This window comes from Paragemmobacter kunshanensis, from assembly GCF_011059185.1.
Lineage (GTDB): Bacteria > Pseudomonadota > Alphaproteobacteria > Rhodobacterales > Rhodobacteraceae > Paragemmobacter > Paragemmobacter kunshanensis.
In genome coordinates, this window is the sequence record NZ_JAALFE010000020.1 from 31,310 (window position 1) to 52,715 (window position 21,406).

Below are 21,406 nucleotides of genomic sequence, written 5' to 3' on the forward strand. Positions count from 1 at the left end.
CCTACCGCTCCGCCCCCACCTGGCCCGCAATCCAGCCGTGAAAGGCCGCCAGCGCCGGGCGCTGCGGCAGGCCGCGCGGCCAGACCAGCCAATAGCTCGCCGCAGATCGCACCGCCCCGCCCCAGGCGGTCACCAGCCGCCCCGCCGCCAGATCCGCCTCGATCAGGAACCGCGGCAGCAGCGCCACCCCCAGCCCATGCACCGCCGCCTGCTGCATCGTGGCGAACTGGTCGAACATCATCCCCCCCGGCCGCTGCCCGGCCAGCCCCTGCCCCGCAAACCAGCGCCCCCAGTCGCCCCGACGGCTTTCGATCTGCAACAGCGGCAGCGACAACAGCGCCTCCGGCCCCGCCAGCGGCGCAGGCAACAGGCCCGGCGCGCAGACCGCCTGCACCTCTTCCTCCATCAGCAGCAGGTGATCGGCCCCCGGCCAGTCGGCCCGCCCGTAATGGATCGCCGCATCCACCCCCTCGGCCTCCATGTCGAAGGGCCTGAGCCGCGTTGTCAGCGTCAAGGCCACCTCAGGATGGCAGGCCCGGAAATCCGCCAGCCGGGGCGCCAGCCAATGCATCCCGAAGGCCGGCAGGATCGCCAGCGACAGGCTCCTGCCCCCGCCCCCCGCACGCAGCCGCAGCGCCGCCTGCCCCAACAGGCCCAGCGCCCGGCGAACCTCGGCCACGTAATCCCGCGCGGCAGGCGTCAGCCGCAACCGCTGCCGGTCGCGGATCAGCAGGGCCACGCCCAACTGCCCCTCCGCCTCCTGCAGGGCCCGGCTGATCGCGCCCGGCGTCAGGTTCAACTCCGCCGCCGCCGCCGTCGCCGTGCCCAGGCGCTCCACCGCCTCCAGCGCCAGCAGGCCGGAAATCCCAGGCAGATGCCGCCGCGTCGGGATCATGTGCGCTTTCCTCAAAACAGATGCAGTATATTTCGCTATTCAGTCACAAACCTTTGCGCCACACAAGGCCAGACGCGGCATGGCGCGACTCGCGCGGCGCTGCCACACTGATCCGAACCACGCCCCAACAACCGCCCGCCCCTTCAAAGGACCCGACATGAGCCTCGACAGCCCCAAACTCAAAGCCAAGGACGCCCCGGATCTGGGCCGCTTCGACTGGGAGGATCCCTTCCGCCTGAACGACCAGCTGACGGAAGAGGAACGCATGCTGCGCGACGCCGCGCGCGCCTATGCGCAGGAAAAGCTGCAACCCCGCGTCATCTCGGCCTATCGCGAGGAAACCACCGATCCCGGCATCTTCCGCGAGATGGGCGAAATGGGCCTTCTGGGTGTCACCATCCCGGAAGAATACGGCGGCCTCGGCGCCTCCTACGTCGCCTACGGCCTCGTCGCGCGCGAGGTGGAGCGGGTGGATAGCGGCTACCGCTCGATGATGTCGGTGCAAAGCTCCCTCGTCATGTATCCGATCTACGCCTACGGGACCGAGGCGCAGCGCGCGAAATACCTGCCCAAGCTGGCAAGCGGCGAATGGATCGGCTGCTTCGGCCTGACCGAACCCGATGCCGGGTCGGACCCTGCGGGGATGAAGACCGTCGCGAAGAAGACCGCCAACGGTTATGTGCTGAACGGCGCAAAGATGTGGATCTCCAACGCCCCCATCGCCGATGTCTTCGTCGTCTGGGCGAAATCCGAGGCGCATGGCGGCAAGATCAAGGGCTTCGTGCTGGACAAGGGCACCAAGGGCCTGTCGGCCCCCAAGGTCGGCGGCAAGCTCAGCTTGCGCGCCTCGATCACGGGCGAGATCGTGCTGCAGGATGTGGAAGTGGGAGAAGACGCCCTGCTTCCCAATGTCGAAGGCCTGAAAGGCCCCTTCGGCTGCCTCAACCGCGCGCGCTATGGTATTTCCTGGGGGGTTATGGGGGCTGCGGAATTCTGCATGCAGGCCGCCCGCCAATACGGCCTCGACCGCAAGCAGTTCGGCAAGCCCATCGCGGGAACCCAGCTTTTCCAGCTGAAACTCGCCAACATGATGACCGAAATCTCGCTCGGCCTGCAGGCCAGCCTGCGCGTCGGCCGCCTGATGGATGAGGCCAATGCCGCGCCCGAGATGATCTCGATCATCAAGCGCAACAATTGCGGCAAGGCGCTGGAGGCGGCCCGCTGGGCCCGCGACATGCATGGCGGCAACGGGATCCAGGAAGATTTCCAGATCATGCGCCACATGGTGAACCTCGAAACGGTCAATACCTACGAAGGCACGCATGACATCCATGCCCTGATCCTCGGCCGCGCCATCACCGGCGTCCAGGCCTTCTTCTGACCCCAGCCAAGGCGGGAAAACTTTTCCAGAAAAGTTTTCCCGCCACCTTCCACAAAACTCTTCAAGAAGAGTTTTGTGGTCATCTGGCCGAAAATTCTTTGCAAAGAATTTTCGGCCTCTCCCGTCACGACATTCCGGACAGACCTCCGTCGTTTTCGGGGATGACAGGGCGATTTTGCCCGCTACGCTCGTGCCCATGACACATGCGCCCCTTCCGCCCGAACTCGACGCCTATCTGACAGCCCATCCCGGCACGCGCTTCCTGGATGCCGTGATGTTCGATCTCTGCGGCACCGCCATCGGCAAGCGCTTTCCCATCCGCGATGCCGCCAAGGTCTGGTCCTCCGGCGTGGCCTTCTGCGCGGGCATCACCACGCTCGATGCGCTGGGGGCCTGCTGGGATGTCGAAGGCATCGGCTTTTCCGACGGCGACCCGGATGCCGTCTCCTATCCGATCCCCGGCACGCTGGCCCTCGTGCCATGGCTGCCTGACACTGCGCAGGTCCTCATCGCGCCCGCCCCGCCCGAAGGGCTGGCGCAATGGTGGTTCGACCCGCGCAGCATCCTGGCCTCCGTTGTCGCCCGTTTCGCCGAACTGGGCCTGACCCCCGTCACCGCCTGCGAGCTTGAATTCTACCTCGTGGATCCCGCGCGGGACGCGGCGGGCCGCGTCGCCCCCGCCCGTCCCGCAAGGTCCGGCCGCGCGCCCGAGGCGCCGCGCGTGCTGGCCTTCGACAAGCTGGACGAATGGGCCGGGATCCTGGCCGAAATCGACGCGGCCTGCCTCGCGCAGGGCGTCCCCGCCGGGGCCGCGACGGCAGAATATGGCGGCGCGCAATTCGAGGTGAATCTCGGCCACCTGCCCGATCCCGTCCGCGCCGCAGACCATGCGCTGATGCTGCGCCGCATCGTCAAGGGCGTGGCGAACCGCAATGGGCTGGACGCCACCTTCATGTCGAAACCCTTCGCTGATCAGTCCGGCTCCGGCCTGCACATCCATCTCAGCGTCCTCGACGCGGACGGCCGCAACATCTTCGACGACCGCCTTCCCACCGGCGATGCCATGCTCGGCCATGCCATCGCAGGGCTGCAGGCGACGACGCATGACGCCATGGCGATCTTCGCGCCCAACCTCAATGCCTATCGCCGCTTCGCCCCCAACCAGTTCGTCCCCGTCAACACCTCATGGGGGACCAACAACCGCTCCGTCAGTTTCCGCATCCCGGCGGGCGGCGGCGCCGCGCGGCGGATCGAACACCGCATCGCCGGGGCCGAGGCGAACCCCTATCTCGTCATGGCCGCCATCCTTGCGGGCCTCCATCACGGGCTGTCGCAGCGCCTGACGCCCACGCCCCCCTCCACCGGCAATGCTGGCGAAGAGGCCGATCCCGCCATGCCCCTCAAACTCTGGACCGCGCTTGACCGGCTGGAAGCCTCCACCCTCATGGCCCGCTATCTCGGTCCCCGCTACCCCGCCGCCTATGCCACCATCAAGCGGGCAGAGTTCGAGGCCTTCATGGCCGATGTCCTGCCGCGCGAATATGACTGGTATCTCTGAGACCCCGATGACGGATGTCCTCATCATCGGGGCGGGTCTGGCCGGAACGGCGGCGGCGCTCTGGCTCGGCGATCACGGCCATGACACAACCCTTGTCGAAGCGCGCCCCCGCATCGGCGGGCGCGCCCTCTCCCGCCCCTGGGGCGCGGGCGACCCGGTGGAATTCGGCGGCGGCTGGCTCCGCGCCGATCATGCCCGCATGATCGCACTTGCCGCACGGCTGGGCGTGCCCCTGATCCCCCGCGCCCCCGCCATCACAGGCCAGCGCTGGTTTCAGGACGGCAAGCCCCTGCCCGCACCCTCGCCCGACATGGCCACCCATGAGGGCGGCATGGCCCGCCTGCGGGTCGACGCCGCCCTCATGGCCCGGGGCGGAGAGGAAGCCACCCAGCTTTCCACCCTCACCGCCGCCGCCTATCTCGATGATCGCCGCATGCCCCCCTCCGTCCGCCGCGAATTCCTCGCCTGGTGGGCGATCTCGGGCTCGGGCGATCCCGCGCGGATCGGCGTCACCGAACTCCTCACCCCGAAACTCGCAGGCGGGCTGCAGGTCAAGCTGGACGAACTCGCCCTCACGGTTCAGGGCGGCGCCTCCCGCCTGGTCGAGGCCGCAGCTCGGGAAAGCCGCGCCGCCCTCCTCACCGGCGATCCGGTCGAACGGCTGGAGGATTGCCCCGATGGCGTGCAGGCCATCCTTGCCAGCGGGCGCGTCCTGTCGGCCCGCGCGGCCCTCGTCACGGCGCCCCTCAACACGCTCTCGCAGATCCGCTTCACCCCGCCCCTTGCCCCGCCACAGGCCGCCCTGCGCGCCGCGGGCCACCAGGGGCAGGCGATCAAGCTCCTCATCCGCGCGCGGGGCGTCCCCCCCGGCCTTCTCGCTACAGGCGAAACGGCGGGCCTGCGCTGGCTTTATGCCGATCACCTCTGCCCCGATGGCAGCACGCTGATCGTGGCCTTCGGCCTTTTCGCGGAAACCGGCGAACCGTCCGAGGCCGCAATCCGCTCAGCCCTCGCCGCCGCCTTCCCCGAAGCGCGGTTCGAAGGCTTCGACTGGCATGATTGGGTGAACGACCCCTTCGCCCGCGGCACCTGGGTCTCGCCCGCCCTCGCCACCCTGCCCCTTTACGATCCGGCCCATTGGACGGCCCATCCCCGCATCGCCTTCGCGGGCTCCGATCATGCCAGCGCCGAACAGGGCTGGTTCGAAGGCGCCCTCCTCTCCGCCGAGGCCGCCGTCGCCTCCCTGCACCGCCACCTCACCCAAGGATTCCCCGCACCATGACGACGATCGGCGACATCTCCTTCTGGTATGCCGATATCGGCCTGCCGCAAACCCGCCGCGCCCCCCTGCCCGGCGACACAACCGCCGATATCTGCATCATCGGCGCGGGCTATACCGGCCTCTGGTCGGCCTTTTACCTGAAAAAGGCCGATCCCTCCCTGCGAATCGTGATCTGCGAAAAGACCTTCGCAGGCTTCGGCGCCTCGGGCCGCAATGGCGGCTGGCTGACCGGGGGCTTCGCCTGGAACCACGACCGCTACCTCGCCACCTCCACCGAATCCGCCGTCCGCGCCATGGTGCAGGCGATGAACGGCACGGTGGATGAAATCATCCGCGTGGCCGAGGCCGAAGGGATCAGCGCCGACATCCTGCGCACCGACGAACTCATGGTCGCCACCACCCCCGCCCAGCTTGCCCGCTGCGAGGCCGAAACCGCCCATCGCCGCCATTGGGGCGAGGATCGCGTCCACATGATCGGCGCAGGCCAGACCGCCTCCCGCGTCAACATCCCCGGCGTCCTCGGCGCGATGGTGGTGGAAGGCGTGGCCCGCATCCAGCCCGCCAAACTGGTGCGCGGCCTCGCACAGGTGGTGGAGGCGATGGGGGTCACGATCCATGAGGAGACCGAGGTCACCGCCCTCGCCCCCGGCCGCGTCACCACCCATCGCGGCACCGTCACCGCCCATACCATCCTGCGCTGCACCGAAGGCTTCACCGCCACCCTGCCGGGGCTGAAACGCGAATGGCTGCCCCTCAACTCGGCCCAGATCGCGACCGAACCCCTCCCGCCCGAGGTCTGGGCGCAGATCGGCTGGCAGGGCCATGAAATCCTTGGCGATTTCGCCAATGCCTATTGCTATTGCCAGCGCACGCGCGAAGGCCGCATCACCGTGGGCGCGCGCGGCGTGCCCTACCGCTTCGGCTCGGCCATCGACACGTCCGGCATCCCCGATCCCGAAACCATCCGCCGCCTGACCGCCATCCTTCACACCCATTTCCCCGCCGCGAAACCCTACCGCATCGACCATGCCTGGTGCGGCGTCATCGGCGTGCCGCGCGACTGGTGCGCCACGGCGGGGCTCGATCCCGTCACCCGCATCGGCTGGGCGGGGGGCTATGTCGGCGTCGGCGTCTCCACCTCCAACCTCTCGGGGCGCACGCTGGCCGATCTCACGCTGGGCCGCCAGACCGATCTCACCCGCCTTCCCTGGGTCAACCGCCGCGTCCGCAAATGGGAACCCGAACCCCTGCGCTGGCTGGGCGTGCATAGCATGTATGGCCTCTACGGCATGGCCGACCGGCGCGAGACCGCCCGCCGCGGCCCGCCCTCGCGGCTGGCCAAATTCGGCAACTGGCTGACGGGGCGCTGATGGTCTCCGCGCTCATTTTCGATCTCGACGGCACGCTCGTCGACAGCGCCCCCGAAATCCACGCGGGCGTCACGCAACTCCTGGCGGAAGAGGGCCTGCCCCCCCTTCCCTTCGCCACCGTGCGCGGCTTCATCGGCGGCGGCGTCCCCACGCTCATCACCCGCGTCATGCGCGCGCTCGCCCTGCCCGAGGATCCCGCCCGCCACGCCGATCTCTGCGCCCGCTTCGAACGCCGGTATGAGGACAGCCCCGATGATCTCACCCGCCCCTATCCCGGGGTCGAAGCCGCGCTCGATGCGCTCGACCTGCCGCTCGCCCTCTGCACGAACAAACCCGAAGGCCCGACCCGCGCGCTGCTCGCCCGGCTCGGCTGGTCGGCGCGCTTCCCCGTCCTCGTCTGCGGCGACAGCCTGCCCAGCCGCAAACCCGATCCCGCCATGCTGCACCATGCCATCGCCGCCACGGGCGGCGGCCCGGTGCTTTTCGTGGGCGACAGCGAGGTGGATGCCGAAACCGCCGCCCGCGCCGGGCAGCCGCTCCTGCTCTACACGCAAGGCTACCGCAAGACGCCGCTGGCAGACCTGCCCCATCTTGCCGCCTTCGATCACTGGGACGCCCTGCCCGCCCTCGTCAGCCACCACCGAAAGGGGCACCCCCCCGCCTGACCCGCGCCAGAACCCCGCGCGCGCCAGGCCCCCCAGGGGCCTGCCCCGATTTTTCGCAGAAAAATCGCCCTCCGCCGCCCGATACCCGCGCAACGGTTCCCAAAGGCCACCGCCCCGATTTTTCGCAGAAAAATCGCCCTATTCCACCGTCACGCGCAGCCCGTCCGGCCCGCTGCGCAGCCCGGCCTCCAGCCCGCTGCCCCAAAGCCGCAGCCCGCGCCACAGGCCCTCGGCGGCAAAGGGCGCGGGGCGGCCGCGCAATTCGGGCGGCTCATAAAGCTCCACCACGCTTTCGCCCAGGCGCAGGAACCGCACCAGCGTCATCCCCTCGGGCCGCTGCAGATCGACCGCCGCCAAGGGCTGCAACCCGAAACCCTTCAGATAATCCTCGGTGGCCGAGATGTTGCTGCAGGGGATGCCGATATGGTCATGCCCCGCCCCCGCCACCCGCGCCGGGCCCGCGCGCCGCGCGCAAAGCTCGATCCGCGCCCCCTCCGGCCCCGAGAGAAAGACATAGCGCACGCCTCCCTCCCAGAATTCGGCAATCTCGCGCGGCCCCTCGGGCGTCGTCGCCTCCAGCCGCGCCCCGCGCGCCAGAAACCCGGCCAGCGCCACATCCACATCCGCCACCGCCAGCGCCAGATGGTCGATCTTGCCATGCCCCGCCGGCCGCTCGGCCTGCACCAGCGCGACCGCCTGATCGCCCAGATGCATCACATCGCCCTCGGCCGCAAAGCCGAAGACCTCCGCCAGCATCGCCGCCGCCGCCGCCCGGTCGGTCACGGCCAGTTCCGGCACGATCCCTGTCGCTCTGGCCATGATGCGCGCCCGTTCCCTGCCTGCCCGTCCTGCCACAGCCTGTGGCAGAAGCCCGTCCCGCAATCAACCCGGCAATGCGGCCCCCGCCCCCGGATGCCGCCACTTTCCGCTGCGGCAGGCCGGATGCACAGCCCCCTGTGCGGCCCGTTCTGCCGCCCCCTTCCTTGACTTTGCCTCAACAGAGGTGAATTCAGGACACAGCATTTAAGCCAGCCCGTCCGTTCATTCGAGGAAGACCCTTCCCATGGTCAAACGCTTCATCATCGCCATTCTTCTTCTCGGCCTTGTCGGCGGCGGTCTCGTCGGCTTCAACCTCTTCCGCGACAACATGATCGCGCAGATCTTCGCCAACATGCCCCAGCAGCCCGCCACCGTCTCCACGGTCGAGGCGCAGCCCGCCACCTGGACCCCGGCGATCGAGGCGATCGGAACGGTCAACGCCGCCCAGGGCGTGGATCTGACCGTGGAAACCGCAGGCGTGGTGAAGGAAATCCTCTTCCAGCCCAACACCCAGGTCGCCGCAGGCGCGCTGCTTCTGCGGCTCGATGACGTGGTGCAATCCGCCGATGTCGAGGCCGCGCGCACCCAGGCGGAACTGGAACGCTCCAACCTCGTCCGCGCGCAGGATCTCACCCGCCGCGGCGTCACCACCAATGTCTCGCTCGATCAGGCCCAGGCCAGCGCCCAGGCCGCCGAGGCACAGCTCGCCCGCGCCATCGCCGTGCTGGAACAGCGCCAGCTCTCCGCCCCCTTCGCGGGCGAAATCGGCCTGCCGCGCGTCGATCTGGGCCAATATGTCTCGCCGGGCACCCTCGTCGCCACCCTGCAGGATCTCTCCACCATGCGGGTGGATTTCAGCCTGCCGGAACAGGAACTGCCCAATCTCACCGTAGGCCAGCAGATCGAGGTCCGCATCGAGGGGCTGGATGAAACCTTCCCCGGCACCCTTACGGGCATCGACCCGCGCGTCGATCCGGCCACCCGCCTTGTCGCGCTGCGCGGCGCGATCACCAATGCCCAGGGCAAGCTCACCCCCGGCCAGTTCGTCCGCATCCGCGTCATCCTGCCGGCCGAGGACGGCGTCATCGCCCTGCCCCAGACCGCGCTCTCGACCAGCCTCTATGGCGATTACGTCTATGTCGTCCGCCCGACCGAGGCCGATCCCGAAAAGCTCGAACTGCGGCAGGTCTTCGTCAAGCCGGGCCGCCGCTCGGGCGGCGTGGTGGAAATCGCCGAAGGCGTCGCCCCCGGCGATCAGATCGTCTCGGCGGGCCAGAACCGGCTGTCCTCCGGCCAGCCCGCCATCATCGACAACAGCGTGAACCCCGCCGCCACCGCCACCGGCGCCGCCCTGTCGCAGGGGTCCGATCAATGAGCCCGTCCGACATCTTCATCAAGCGCCCGGTCCTCTCCACCGTTCTGGGCCTGCTGATCCTGCTTCTCGGCCTGCAGGGCTTCTTCAACCTCCAGATCCGCGAATACCCCGAGGTCGAGGAAACCGTCGTCACCATCACCACCGTCTATCCCGGTGCCTCGGCCGATCTGATCCAGGGCTTCATCACCTCGCCCATCGCCGCCGCCGTGGCGACGACCGAGAATGTCGACTACATCACCTCCACCTCGCGCCCCTCGGCCTCCACCGTCACGGTGAACATGCGGCTCGGCGCCAATCCCGATGTCGCGCTGACCGAGGTGATGTCCAAGGTCCAGCAGGTCCGCTCGCGCCTGCCCTCGGAATCCGAGGATCCCACCATCGTCAAGGGCACGGGCATGACCTTCGCCACCATGTATCTGGCGATGCAGAACCCCAACATGACCTCGGAACAGGTCACCGAATACATCGAACGCGTGATCCGCCCCCGCATGTCCACCATCCCCGGCGTGGCCGAGATCCAGGTGCTGGGCGGCCAGACCTATGCCATGCGCATCTGGATCGACCCGATCCGCCTCGCAGGCCGCGGCCTGACCGCGGCCGAGGTGCTGGGTGCCGTCAACAGCGCGAACTTCCTCGCAGCACCGGGCAGCACCAAGGGCGAATACACCGCCTATTCCATCACCATGGAAACCACCCTGCAAACGCCCGAGGCCTTCGCCGCCCTGCCGATCTCGGGCACGGGCGACGATGTGGTGCGCCTTGCCGATGTGGCGCGCGTGGAACTGGCCGCGGCCTCCACCGACACGATCGTGAACTTCAACGGCGAACCCGGTACCTTCATCGGCGTCTTCCCCACGCCCGGCGCCAACCCGCTCGACATGTCCGCCGCCGTGCTGGCCGAACTGCCGCTGATCCAGAACAGCCTGCCGCAGGGCATGACGCTGACCCTGATGTATGACGCCACCGAACAGATCAGCGCCTCCATCGACGAGGTCTTCAAGACCATCGCCGAGGCCGTGGCCATCGTCATCCTGATCATCCTGCTCTTCCTCGGCTCCTTCCGCTCGGTGCTGATGCCCGTGGTGACGATCCCGCTCTCGCTTCTGGGCGTGCTCTTCATCCTCTATCTGGCGGGCTATTCCATCAACCTTCTCTCGCTTCTCGCCATGGTCCTTGCCATCGGCCTCGTGGTCGATGACGCCATCGTCGTGGTGGAAAACATCCACCGCCATATCGAGGAAGGCTTCCGCCCGATCCAGGCCGCCTTCATGGGCATGAAGGAAATCTTCGGCGCCGTCGTGGCCATGACCATCACGCTGGCCGCCGTATTCGCGCCGCTGGCCTTCACCGGCGGCCTCACCGGCGCGCTCTTCCGCGAATTCGCCGTCACGCTGGCGGGCGCGGTGATCATCTCGGGCCTTGTCGCCGTGACCATCACCCCCATGATGTCGGCCCGCCTCCTGCAGAAGGGCGGCCATTCCCGCTTCCAGATCGCGGTCGACCGCGGCTTCGACCGCCTCGCCGGCTGGTATGAACGCCGCGTCTCCTCCTCGCTCGACTACCGCCCCGTCACCATCCTTCTCGTCGTCGTGCTGATGGGCCTCACCGGCTATCTCTTCACCAAGACCTCCACCGAACTCGCGCCTGAGGAAGACAGCGGCGCGCTCTTCTCCTTCGTCAACGCGCCCCCCTATGCCACCTCGGCCTATACCCGCACCTATGTCGACCAGATGCGCGACCTGACCAAGGACCTGCCCGAGCTTTCGGCCAATTTCTCGGTCGTGGGCTTCGGCGGGGCCACCAATTCCGGCATCGCCCTCTGGGCCTTCAAGGACTGGGCCGAACGCGACCGCAGCCAGGCCGAGATCCAGGCCGATCTGCAGGGCAAGCTTGGCGCGATCACCGGCGTGCAGGCCTTCGTCTTCGCGCCCCCCTCGCTCCCCGGCGCGGGCGGCGGCCTGCCCGTCAGCCTCGTGCTGCAATCCACAGGCCCCTCCGACCGCATCTTCGAAGTGGCCGAGGAAGTGCGCGCCGCCGCCATGGCCTCGGGCCGCTTCATCGTGGTGCAGAACTCGCTTTCCTACAATTCCTCGCAGGTCGTCCTGCGCATCGACCGCGACCGCGCCGCCGCCCTCAACCTGCCCGCCCGCGACATCGGCACCACGCTGGGCCTGCTCGTCGGCGGCGGGGCCGTCGCGCAATTCGACCGCGACAGCAACAGCTATGACGTGATCCTCCAGGTGCCCGAGGAATACCGCAACAACCCCGAACGGCTGACCGATTTCTACATCCGCTCCGCCACCGGCCAGATGGTGCCGCTCTCGGCGGTGGTGACCGTGGAAACCCGAGTCGCCCCTGCCGCCATCGAACAGTTCAACCAGTTGAACTCCACCACCCTCTCGGCCTTGCCCATCCCCGGCGTCAGCACGGGCGACGCCCTGCAGGTTCTGGTGGACGAGGCGGAAAAGGCCATGCCCGACGGCTTCTTCATCGACTATTCCGGCCAGTCCCGGCTGGAGGTGACCGAAGGCAACACCATCCTTCTGGCCTTCGGTCTGGCGGTGGTGGTGATCTACCTCGTCCTTGCCGCGCAATTCGAAAGCTTCCGCGATCCGCTGATCATCATGATGTCGGTGCCCCTGTCGATCTTCGGGGCCATCGTGCCCCTGAACCTCGGCCTCGGCACGCTGAACATCTATACCCAGGTGGGGCTGATCACCCTGATCGGGCTGATCACGAAACACGGCATCCTGCTGGTGGAATTCGCCAACCAGGCCCGGCGCGAGCGGGGCCTTTCCGCCCGCGAAGGCATCGTCGCCGCCGCCAAGACCCGCCTGCGCCCCATCCTGATGACCACCGCCGCGATGGCGCTTGGGGTGATCCCGCTGATCATCGCCGATGGCGCGGGGGCGGCCGCGCGCTATTCCGTGGGTCTCGTGATCTTCTCGGGCATCACGGTGGGCACGCTCTTCACCCTCTTCGTGGTACCCGCCTTCTATACGCTGATCTCGCGCAAGGAGCTTGCGAAGCCGGTCGAAGACCCGGTCGCCGGCCATTGAGCCCAGCCGCAGCGGGCACGAATTTTCTGCGAAAATTCACCCGCTGCGCGCCCCGCGCGGCACCGAAGGTGCCCGAATTTTCGCAGAAAATTCGCCCCTCCACGCCACCCGAATTTTCTCAGAAAATTCGCCCCCCGCACCCCCAGAATTTTCGCAGAAAATTCGTGGCCCTCACAGCCCCGCGACGATCACCACCGCCACATCCGCCGCCCCCGCCCGCGCCGCCCGCGCGGCGCGATACTCGGCGCTGTCATAGCAGGCCCGCGCCGCCGCCAGATCGGGAAACTCGATCACCACATGGCGCGCATGGGCGGGCCCTTCCAGAACCTCCGCCTCGCCCCCCCGCGCCAGGAACCGCGCCCCGAACCGGGCAAAGGCCGCAGGCGCCAGCGCCTGATAGCCGCCATAGCGTTCCGCATCCGTCACCGTGACATGGGCAATCCAATAGGCCGCCATCATTCCCCCTCCAAGGCCCGCTGCGCCAGCCTTGCCGCCTCGTCCAGATGCGCCTCCACCGCCCGCCGCGCCGCCGCGCCGTCGCGCGCGGCAATCGCCGCCGCGATCCGCGCCATCCGCTCCGGCCCCGGCACCGCCCGATCCGCCGCCGCCAGCGTCAGCGCCCGCAACCGGCTGATCCGCCCGTTCAGGCGCTGCACGATCTCCCAGGCGACCTCATGCCCCGCCGCGCGGAAGATCACCTCGTAAAACCGCGTCGTCGCCGCGAAAAGCCGCGCCTCGCCGCCCGCCCGGATCTCCTCCAGCGCAGCCGCCAGCGCCACATCCACCCCGGCATCCGCCACCCCGGCACAGGCTTCCGCCGCGCTGGCCTCCAGCTGCCGCCTGATGTCATAGACCTGCCGCGCCAGCGCCCAATCCATCCGCGCCACCACCGGCCCCCGGTTGGGCAGGCTCTCCACCAGCCCCTCCGCCTCCAGCACGCGGATCACCTCTCGCACCACCGACCGGCTCACCCCCAGCTGATCGCACAGGCTGCGCTCCACCAGCCGCGCGCCCCCCGGGAACCGCCCCGCGATGATCGCCCCGCGCATCCGCTCCAGCACGATCTCGCGCAGCGTCTGCGGCGGGCGGTCTATCTTCAATCCGGGATGCGATGCCTGTTCCATGACCCGATCTTATCCCCTGCCCCGCCTTCGGGCAACGACTCATTGACATTCCGTCTTATGGTATACCAACATACAACCAACGCACAGACCCGAGGTTCCCATGTCCGCCCAGATCCGCAAGACGCTTCTTCATGTCGAAACCACCCTTATCGAAGGCGGCCGCAGCGCGCCCCGCCCGCTGAAGCTGATCGGTGCCGCGGCGGTGGTGAAGAACCCCTGGGCCGGGATGGGCTTTGTCGAGGATCTGAAACCCGCGATCCACGATGTCGCCCCCGAACTCGGCGCCCTGCTGACGGGCATGATCCTCGATGCCGCAGGGGGCGGGGACTTGGTCGAAGGCTATGGCAAGGCCGCCATCGCGGGGCTGGACGGCGAGGTGGAACATGCCTCCGCCCTGATCCACACCCTGCGCTTCGGCAACCATTACCGTCAGGCCGTGGGGGCCAAGACCTATCTCGCCTTCACCAATATCCGGGGCGGGGCCAACACGCCCGTGATGATCCCCCTGATGGACAAGAATGACGAAGGCCGCCGCTCGCATTACCTGACGGTGCATTTCGCCATCCCCGACGCCCCGGCGGCGGATGAGATCGTGGTTGCCCTCGGCGCCTCCATCGGCGGACGCCCGCATCACCGCATCGGCGACCGCTATCAGGATCTGAAGGATCTGGGCCATGATGTCGCGAATCCTGCCGCTGTCTGACGGCGCCCTCGTCGGGCTGATCGAGGTCGGCCCCCGCGATGGCACGGGCGAGGCGCTGGTGCTGATCCATGGCGTCGGGCTGAACGCCCGCGCCTGGGCCCCCCAGATCGCGGCCCTGGCCGCGACCACCCGCATCTTCGCGCTCGACATGCCGGGCCATGGCCGCTCCAGCCCCCTCGCCCCGGGGGCCGACCTGCCCGCCTATGTCGACTGGGCCGCCCGCGCGATCCTCGCGCTGAACCTGGGCGCGGTGAATGTCGCGGGCCATTCCATGGGCGCGCTGATCGCCACCGGGCTTGCCGCCGATTACCCCGAACTCGTCCGCCGCGTCGCCGTGCTGAACGCCGTCCACCGCCGCACGCCCGAGGCCCGCGCCGCCGTCACCGCAAGGGCCGAGGCGATGGCGAACGGCATCTTCGATGCCCAGGCCCCGCTTGCGCGCTGGTTCTCCGACAGCCCCGCCGATGCCGCGCCCCGCGCCCAGACGGCGCAATGGCTGGCCGAGGTCAGCCCCGCAGGCTATGCCGCGGCCTACCGCGCCTTCGCCACCGGCGACGATGTCTATGCCGATCGCTGGGCGGGGATCACCTGCCCCGCCCTCGTCCTCACCGGCGATGGCGATGCGAACTCCACCCCCGACATGACCCGCCTCATGGCCGCCACCGCCCCGCGCGGGCGGGCCGTCGTGATCGACGGCCACCGCCACATGGTCAACCTCACCGCCCCCGAACGGGTGACGGCGGCGCTGCGCGACTGGCTCGCGACGCCGCTGATGGCGGCAAGCGAAGGGCTGCGCGCATGACCGATACCCCCGATCCCCGCCGCGCGCTGCGCGATGCCTTCGGCACCTTCATGACCGGCGTCACCGTCGTCACCACCCTTGACGCCACCGGCAAACCCCTGGGCTTCACCGCCAACAGCTTTGCCTCCGTCTCGCTCGATCCGCCCCTCCTTCTGGTGCAGATCGCCCGCGCCTCGGCCAATTGCGGCCCCTTCACCACCGCCCCCGGCTTTGCCGTCAACATCCTGTCGGAAGGCCAGAAGGACATCTCCTCCACCTTCGCCCGCCCCGTCCCCGACCGCTTCGCCGGGATCGACTGGCAGCCCGGCCCCCAGGGCAGCCCCCTTCTGCCCGGCGTCTCGGCCTGGTTCGACTGCACCACCCACCAGATCGTCGAAGCGGGCGATCACGTCATCCTCATCGGCCGCGTCGCGGCCTTCCACGCCACCGCGGCCCCCGGCCTCGGCTACTATCGCGGCACCTATTTCACCCCCGTCGCGACCCAGGCCACCCTCCCCACCGGCCCCGACATCATCGTCTCGGCCATCCTCGAACGGCTGGGCCAGGTCCTTCTGGTGGATGACGGCTTCGGCGGCCTGACGCTGCCCACCGCCCGCGTGGGCCGCGACGGCACCTTCGCCGCCCTTGCCGCCCTGATCGCCGACAGCGGCATCGAGGCCGCGGCAGGCCCGCTCTATTCCGTCTACGAAGACGTCGCCCGCGGCCAGCAGCACATCGCCTTCCGCTGCCCTGCCACCCCCACCGGCACGCCCCGCCGCGGCGCCTTCGTCGACCTCGCCCCCGCCTCCTTCACCGAAGTCACCGATCAGGCGCTGCGCACCATGCTCGACCGTCTCGCCGATGAATCCCGCATGGGCAATTACGGCATCTATTTCGGCAACCAGAATGCAGGCCGCGTCACCCCCGTCGCGCAGGAGAAGACCAAATGAAATTCTCGCTCTTCCTTCACATGGAGCGTGTCAGCCCCGACGACAGCGAACTCCGCCTCTATGACGAGATGCTGGAGCTTTGCCACATGGCCGATGAAGGCGGCATGTCCACCATCTGGACAGGCGAACATCACGGCATGTCCTTCACCATCGCGCCCAACCCCTTCCTCAACCTCATCGACATCGCGCGCCGCACCAAACATGTCCGCCTTGGCACCGGCACCGTCATCGCCCCCTTCTGGCACCCGATCCGCCTTGCGGGCGAGGCCGCGATGACCGACATCATCACCGGCGGCCGGCTGGAACTGGGCATCGCGCGCGGGGCCTACAGCTTTGAATATGAACGCATGCTGCCGGGCTTGGATGCCTGGAACGCAGGCGGGCGGATGCGCGAACTGATCCCCGCGATCAAGGGGCTCTGGCAGGGCGATTACGCGCTCGATGGCCAATACTGGCAATTCCCCGCCACCACCTCGGCGCCGAAACCCCTGCAACAGCCGCACCCGCCGATCTGGGTCGCCGCGCGCGATCCGAACAGCCACGAATTCGCCGTCGCGCAGGGCTGCAACGTGCAATGCACGCCGCTGCACAATCCCTTCTCGGAAATCGAAAGCCTGATGCAGCGCTTCAACGAGGCCTGCGCCAAATCCCCCGAAACCCCGCGGCCAAAGATCATGGTCCTGCAACATGGCTATGTCGCCGCCGACCGCGCCGATGCCGACCTCGCCGCCGAGGAACTCAACCGCTTCTACGCCTATTTCGGCGCATGGTTCCTGAACAAGCGGCCCATCCGCCAGGGCCTCATCGAACCGCTCACCGACGCGGAAATCGCCGCGCATCCCTTCTATTCCCCGCAGGTCATGCGCGACAATCTCCTGATCGGCGACAGGCACGAAGTCATCGACAAACTCCACCGGATCAAGGCATTGGGCTATGACGAATTCTCGCTCTGGATCGACAGCGGCCAGAGCTTCGAACGCAAGCGCGCCAGCCTGAAACGCTTCATCGAAGACGTGATGCCCGCCTTCCAGTAACGACGACAGGGGAACCCGGCGATGGACCGCTTCCAGCTCTATATCGACGGCGCCTTCCATGACGGTGCCGCCCGCTTCCCCAGCCTCGACCCCGCCACCGGCACCCCCTGGGCCGACATGCCCGAGGCCCGCGCCCCCGAAGTCGATGCCGCCGTGCAGGCCGCCCATCGCGCCTTCACCTCTGGCCCCTGGCCGAAGATGACCGCCAGCCAGCGCGGCAGGCTGCTGCTGAAACTCGCCGATCTGGTGGCCGAAGCCGCCCCCGATCTCGCCCGCCTCGAAACCCGCGACACCGGCAAGATCATCCGCGAAACCACCGCCCAGATCGCCTATGTCGCCGAATACTACCGCTATTACGCTGGCCTCGCCGACAAGATCGAAGGCGCGCACCTGCCCATCGACAAACCGGACATGGAGGTCTGGACCCGCCGCGAACCCGTGGGCGTTGTGGCGGCCATCGTGCCGTGGAACAGCCAGCTCTTCCTTTCCGCCGTGAAACTCGGCCCCGCGCTGGCCGCAGGCTGCACCGTCGTCCTGAAGGCGTCCGAGGATGGCCCCGCCCCCCTCCTGCATTTCGCCCGCCTGATCCATGCTGCGGGCTTCCCCCCCGGCGTGGTGAACATCCTCACGGGCTTCGGCCCCACCTGCGGCCATATCCTCACCACCCATCCACGCGTCGCCCATATCGCCTTCACCGGCGGCCCCGGCACGGCGCGGGCCGTTGTCCGCAACTCCGCCGAAAACCTCGCCTCCACCTCGCTGGAACTGGGCGGCAAATCGCCCTTCATCGTCTTCGACGATGCCGATCTCGACTCTGCGGCCAATGCGCAGGTCTCGGGCATCTTCGCCGCCACCGGCCAATCCTGCGTCGCAGGCTCGCGCCTTCTGGTGCAGGCGGGCATCAAGGATGCCTTCCTCGCCCGGCTGAAAGCCAAGGCCGAGGCGATCCGCATCGCCTCCCCCGATGAGATGGAAACCGAAATCGGCCCCCTCTGCACCGCCCGCCAGCGCGATCACATCGCGGCCACCATCGCCGCCTCCGTCGCGCGCGGGGCAAAACTCGTCACCGGCGGCGCCGCCCTGCCCGGCCCCGGCTTCTACTTCCCTCCCACCATCCTCGATTGCTCTGCCGCGCCCGATGCGCCCGCACTGGCCGACGAATTCTTCGGCCCCGTCCTTTCCGTCACCACCTTCGAGACCGAGGATGAGGCGCTGGCAAAGGCCAATGACACAGCCTATGGCCTCGCCTCCGGGGTATTCACCCGCTCTCTGACCCGTGCGCATCGCATGATCCGGGGCATCCGCACCGGGGTTGTCTGGGTGAACACCTACCGCGCCGTTTCGCCCATCGCGCCCTTCGGGGGGCATGGCCTTTCCGGCCATGGCCGCGAAGGGGGGCTAGCGGCGGCGCTGGACTACACCACGACGAAAACCGTCTGGCTCCGCACCTCCGACGACCCGATCCCCGACCCGTTCATCATGCGTTAGGAATTCCCCTTTCCCCTCGGGAAAAAGGGGCCTCGCGTATGCACAGCCGTCTGCACTGCGCATCTGCACCGGCTGTGGCACGCCCCTTTTGGCATTATCGCAGGATTTCAACCGCTTGCCCGGCACGGCGCGGCCGGGTTTACCGCCGGTTAACCCTGCCCTGCGCCCTCACTCCAGCCGCGCCTGCAACCGCGCCAGTTCCACCGAATTCCGCGCCCCGGTCTTCTGCAGGACCCGCGCCCGATGCACCTCCACCGTCCGGACCGAAATGCCAAGCCGGTCGGCGATCTGCTTGTTCAATTGCCCCTCCAGGATCAACTGCATCACATCCACCTCCCGCGCCGAAAGCGACGCGAACCGCGCCACCAGATCGGCCCGGCTGGTGCTTTCCGTGGCGCGGCTCTGATGCAGGTCCATCGCGCGCAGGGCAAGTTCGACGATCTGATTGTCATTGAAGGGTTTTTCCAGAAAATCGAAGGCCCCGCCCTTCAAGGTCTGCACCGCAAGGGGCACATCGGCATGGCCTGTCAGAAAGATCACCGGCGGCAGGGCCGCACCGCCCCCCTCGGCCTGCATCAGCGCATCCACCAGTTGCGGCCCGGTCATCCCCTCCATCCGCACATCCAGGATGATGCAGCCGCAATCCGATTGCGGCCAGGCCGCGAGAAAGGCCTCCCCCGAAGGCCAAAGCCGCGTCGCGATCCCGCGCGAGGCAAAGAGAAAGGCCAGGCTGTCGCGCAAAACCTCTTCATCATCAACAACATGCACGGCAAAGCCGGGTGGTTCTGCGCTCATGCCCTCTCCCCCTCTGCGGCCCCGGCAACAGGCTCTTCGGGCAGGTCCTGCACCACCGGCAGGCGGACCGTGAAGATCGTCCCGCCCCCCGGATTGGGCTGATGCGACAGGCTGCCTTTCAGCATCTCCATGATCGACCGGCAGATCTTCAACCCCATCCCCATGCCCTGGCTCTTGGTGCTGGTGAAAGGGTCGTAAAGCTGCGTCACGATCTCTTCCGCGATCCCCGGCCCCTGATCCGCCACATCCAGCCGCACCATCCCCCCCTCGGAGCGCAGCCGCACCTCCAGCCGGTCCCCCGCCCGCGGCCCCTGCGCCATGGCCTCAAGCCCGTTGCGGATCAGGTTCACCATCACCTGCTCGATCAGGATGCGGTCCGCCATCACCGGCGCCACCCCCTCTGCGGGCAGGTCCAGCACCAGCCGCGCCCGCAACTCGCGCGCCTCCGCCGCCATCAATTCGATCGCATCCGCCGCCACTTCGCCCAGGTCCAGCGCCACCAGCCGCGGTTCGCGCTTTTTCACAAAATCCTGTATTCTCCGTATGATAAGCCCCGCCCGCCGGGCCTGCGCCGACAGCTTTTCAAAGGCCAGCCGCACCTGCGGCGAACCCTGCTGCCCCGCCTCGATCAGGTTCATCCCCCCCGCCGCATAAGAGGCAATCGCCCCCAGCGGCTGGTTCAATTCATGCGCCAGGGTCGAGGCCATCTCGCCCAGCGTCACCAGCCGCCCGGTGCGGGCCATGCTCTCATCCTGCGCCCGCGCAAGGCGCGCCGCGGCCTTGGCCTCGGTGATGTCGATGATCGACCCCATCCACCCCTGATGCCGCCCCGCCGGATCCATCAGCGGCGCCTCATAGACCTGCACGTCGATCTCGGTCCCATCCGCCCGGCGGAACCGCGTCTCAAAGCTCTGCGGCACCAGCGCGCCTTCGGCCAATTGGCGCTGGCGGTCCAGCGTTTCCTCGATCCGGTCCGGCGCCCAATAGGGCATGGGCGGCGCATGCCCGATCAGCGCCTCGGCGGGCAGACCCACCAGCTTTGCAAAGGCCGCGTTGACATAAAGGATCCGCCCCGCATGATCCTTGGCCCGCAGGCCCACCGTCAAGCTTTCCTCCATCGACCGGCGAAAGGCCATCTCCGCGCTCAGCCGCGCCTCGGCCCGGCGGCGATGGGCGGCATTGCGCTGCACCACCAGCAGGGCAAGGATCGAAAAGGTCGCCAGCCCCACGATGGCGATCAGCAGGGCCGAATTGCCAAAGGCGGGCGGGCTGTCATAGGCGGTGATCGTCAGATGCGTGCCGGCCAGCGGCGGATCGAAGCTGATGCTATGCGCAGGGGCCGCCTCCGCCAGCGGGCGGCGGCTGCGCTCTGCAAGTGTCTGGGAAGGATCACTTATCCGCACGGCATATTGTTCTGCGATCCACCAGGGCACATGCCGTTCCAGCATCAGCGGCAGCGAAATCGCGGCCACCACCACCCCGCCATCGGCCCCCGACTGGCGCAGCGCCATGGGCACCACGCCCCCGGTCACCGGGCCATAGACCGGGCGCGCCGTGCTGCCCGCCCCGCGCAACAGCGTCTCGACAAGCGCCTGCCCCACCGGCGCAACCCCCGCCGGAACCGAGGCCACACCCCCCCCCTCGCGGTCGAACCACTGCACGCTCAGCACTTCGGGATTGCTGGCCACATGCACCCTTGCCCGCGCCTGCAGCGTGCCCGCCGCCGCGCCGCTCGCGGCATCCAGCGCAAGGCGCACCAGCATGTCCTCATCCACCGCCATCTGGAAACGCAGGCTCTGCTCCACCCACAGCGCATCCGTGGCCAGCGTCGTCTGCGCGCGCTCCGCATCGGCCCGCGCCAGCACCCAGACCAACGTCCCCACCAGCGCCACCAGCGCCACGATCGCCACCAGCGGAATAAGCGAAAGCATATCCCAGCGCCGCGAGCGCATCAGGCTCTCGGTCACCCGGATATCCGGGCCATACCCCGGGGCGGGGTCCGGTGTCGTCGGTCTGGACGTGCCCCTTCCTCCCATGGCTGGACACAGGCCTTTTGTGGCACCCTGCCCCCCGGCCTGTCCATTGTGGAAAGCCACAATAGCGCGCCTGGCGCTTTTGCGTCACCAA

18 protein-coding genes are annotated in these 21,406 nt (G+C 68.3%); 12 read left to right on the plus strand and 6 right to left on the minus strand.

Annotation, left to right across the window (positions count from 1 at the left end; translation table 11 throughout):
- Window position 1: 1 nt before the first annotated feature.
- Complete coding sequence (locus G5V65_RS17255; RefSeq protein WP_165052520.1) at window positions 2-895, minus strand: LysR substrate-binding domain-containing protein; 894 nt, start codon at window positions 893-895, stop codon at window positions 2-4.
- A 157-nt stretch (window positions 896-1,052) separates the two neighbouring features.
- On the opposite strand from G5V65_RS17255, the gene G5V65_RS17260 reads away from it, so the two are divergent.
- The 5 genes from G5V65_RS17260 to gph all read left to right on the plus strand — a co-directional run bounded on the left by G5V65_RS17260 (window position 1,053) and on the right by gph (window position 7,151).
- On the plus strand, window positions 1,053-2,276 hold the full coding sequence (locus tag G5V65_RS17260) for an acyl-CoA dehydrogenase (protein WP_165052522.1): 1,224 nt from the start codon (window positions 1,053-1,055) through the stop codon (window positions 2,274-2,276).
- 196 nt (window positions 2,277-2,472) lie between these two features.
- Window positions 2,473-3,834 (plus strand): glutamine synthetase family protein, encoded by a 1,362-nt coding sequence (locus G5V65_RS17265; protein WP_165052523.1) that lies wholly within the window; start codon window positions 2,473-2,475, stop codon window positions 3,832-3,834.
- Between the two features lie 7 nt (window positions 3,835-3,841).
- Window positions 3,842-5,116, plus strand: a complete 1,275-nt coding sequence (locus G5V65_RS17270; protein WP_165052525.1) for a flavin monoamine oxidase family protein — start codon at window positions 3,842-3,844, stop codon at window positions 5,114-5,116.
- A complete protein-coding gene (locus G5V65_RS17275; RefSeq protein WP_165052527.1) occupies window positions 5,113-6,486 on the plus strand; it encodes an NAD(P)/FAD-dependent oxidoreductase in 1,374 nt (457 codons plus the stop codon). Before G5V65_RS17270 ends, G5V65_RS17275 begins: the two co-directional genes overlap by 4 nt.
- Window positions 6,486-7,151, plus strand: coding sequence for a phosphoglycolate phosphatase (gene gph, locus G5V65_RS17280; RefSeq protein WP_165052529.1), 666 nt, complete (start codon window positions 6,486-6,488; stop codon window positions 7,149-7,151). Before G5V65_RS17275 ends, gph begins: the two co-directional genes overlap by 1 nt.
- A gap of 138 nt (window positions 7,152-7,289) precedes the next feature.
- On the opposite strand, the gene G5V65_RS17285 is transcribed toward gph, so the two are convergent.
- Window positions 7,290-7,970, minus strand: coding sequence for a VOC family protein (locus tag G5V65_RS17285; RefSeq protein WP_165052531.1), 681 nt, complete (start codon window positions 7,968-7,970; stop codon window positions 7,290-7,292).
- Between the two features lie 244 nt (window positions 7,971-8,214).
- Between G5V65_RS17285 and G5V65_RS17290 the strand changes: the two genes are divergently transcribed.
- Window positions 8,215-9,345 carry an efflux RND transporter periplasmic adaptor subunit gene (locus G5V65_RS17290; protein WP_165052533.1) on the plus strand — a complete coding sequence of 377 codons (1,131 nt, stop codon included), beginning with the start codon at window positions 8,215-8,217 and terminating at the stop codon, window positions 9,343-9,345.
- Window positions 9,342-12,404 (plus strand): efflux RND transporter permease subunit, encoded by a 3,063-nt coding sequence (locus tag G5V65_RS17295; protein ID WP_165052535.1) that lies wholly within the window; start codon window positions 9,342-9,344, stop codon window positions 12,402-12,404. Before G5V65_RS17290 ends, G5V65_RS17295 begins: the two co-directional genes overlap by 4 nt.
- A gap of 171 nt (window positions 12,405-12,575) precedes the next feature.
- Here G5V65_RS17295 and G5V65_RS17300 read toward each other — a convergent pair whose 3' ends face one another.
- Together G5V65_RS17300 and G5V65_RS17305 are read right to left on the minus strand one after the other, a co-directional pair.
- Window positions 12,576-12,863, minus strand: coding sequence for a DUF1330 domain-containing protein (locus G5V65_RS17300; RefSeq protein WP_206526856.1), 288 nt, complete (start codon window positions 12,861-12,863; stop codon window positions 12,576-12,578).
- The gene (locus G5V65_RS17305) at window positions 12,860-13,528 is read right to left on the minus strand and encodes a GntR family transcriptional regulator (protein ID WP_165052537.1); all 669 of its coding nucleotides are present in this window, start codon (window positions 13,526-13,528) and stop codon (window positions 12,860-12,862) included. The genes G5V65_RS17300 and G5V65_RS17305 overlap by 4 nt, the downstream gene beginning before the upstream one ends.
- Window positions 13,529-13,628: 100 nt before the next feature.
- Between G5V65_RS17305 and G5V65_RS17310 the strand changes: the two genes are divergently transcribed.
- Genes G5V65_RS17310 through G5V65_RS17330 form a run of 5 tightly spaced genes read left to right on the plus strand, consistent with a single transcriptional unit; the run spans window position 13,629 to window position 18,484 of the window.
- Window positions 13,629-14,231, plus strand: a complete 603-nt coding sequence (locus tag G5V65_RS17310; protein ID WP_165052539.1) for an amino acid synthesis family protein — start codon at window positions 13,629-13,631, stop codon at window positions 14,229-14,231.
- The gene (locus G5V65_RS17315) at window positions 14,203-15,033 is read left to right on the plus strand and encodes an alpha/beta fold hydrolase (protein WP_165052540.1); all 831 of its coding nucleotides are present in this window, start codon (window positions 14,203-14,205) and stop codon (window positions 15,031-15,033) included. Before G5V65_RS17310 ends, G5V65_RS17315 begins: the two co-directional genes overlap by 29 nt.
- A complete protein-coding gene (locus G5V65_RS17320) occupies window positions 15,030-15,962 on the plus strand; it encodes a flavin reductase family protein (RefSeq protein ID WP_165052542.1) in 933 nt (310 codons plus the stop codon). Before G5V65_RS17315 ends, G5V65_RS17320 begins: the two co-directional genes overlap by 4 nt.
- Window positions 15,959-16,996, plus strand: a complete 1,038-nt coding sequence (locus tag G5V65_RS17325; RefSeq protein WP_165052545.1) for an LLM class flavin-dependent oxidoreductase — start codon at window positions 15,959-15,961, stop codon at window positions 16,994-16,996. Before G5V65_RS17320 ends, G5V65_RS17325 begins: the two co-directional genes overlap by 4 nt.
- Window positions 16,997-17,017: 21 nt before the next feature.
- Window positions 17,018-18,484: an aldehyde dehydrogenase gene (locus G5V65_RS17330; protein WP_165052547.1), complete on the plus strand. Its 1,467-nt coding sequence runs from the start codon at window positions 17,018-17,020 to the stop codon at window positions 18,482-18,484.
- A 168-nt stretch (window positions 18,485-18,652) separates the two neighbouring features.
- Here the strand turns inward: G5V65_RS17330 and G5V65_RS17335 are convergent, their stop codons facing one another.
- Together G5V65_RS17335 and G5V65_RS17340 are read right to left on the minus strand one after the other, a co-directional pair.
- Window positions 18,653-19,279 (minus strand): response regulator transcription factor, encoded by a 627-nt coding sequence (locus G5V65_RS17335; RefSeq protein ID WP_165052549.1) that lies wholly within the window; start codon window positions 19,277-19,279, stop codon window positions 18,653-18,655.
- The gene (locus tag G5V65_RS17340; RefSeq protein ID WP_343162860.1) at window positions 19,276-21,246 is read right to left on the minus strand and encodes a PAS domain S-box protein; all 1,971 of its coding nucleotides are present in this window, start codon (window positions 21,244-21,246) and stop codon (window positions 19,276-19,278) included. The genes G5V65_RS17335 and G5V65_RS17340 overlap by 4 nt, the downstream gene beginning before the upstream one ends.
- Window positions 21,247-21,406: the final 160 nt, after the last annotated feature.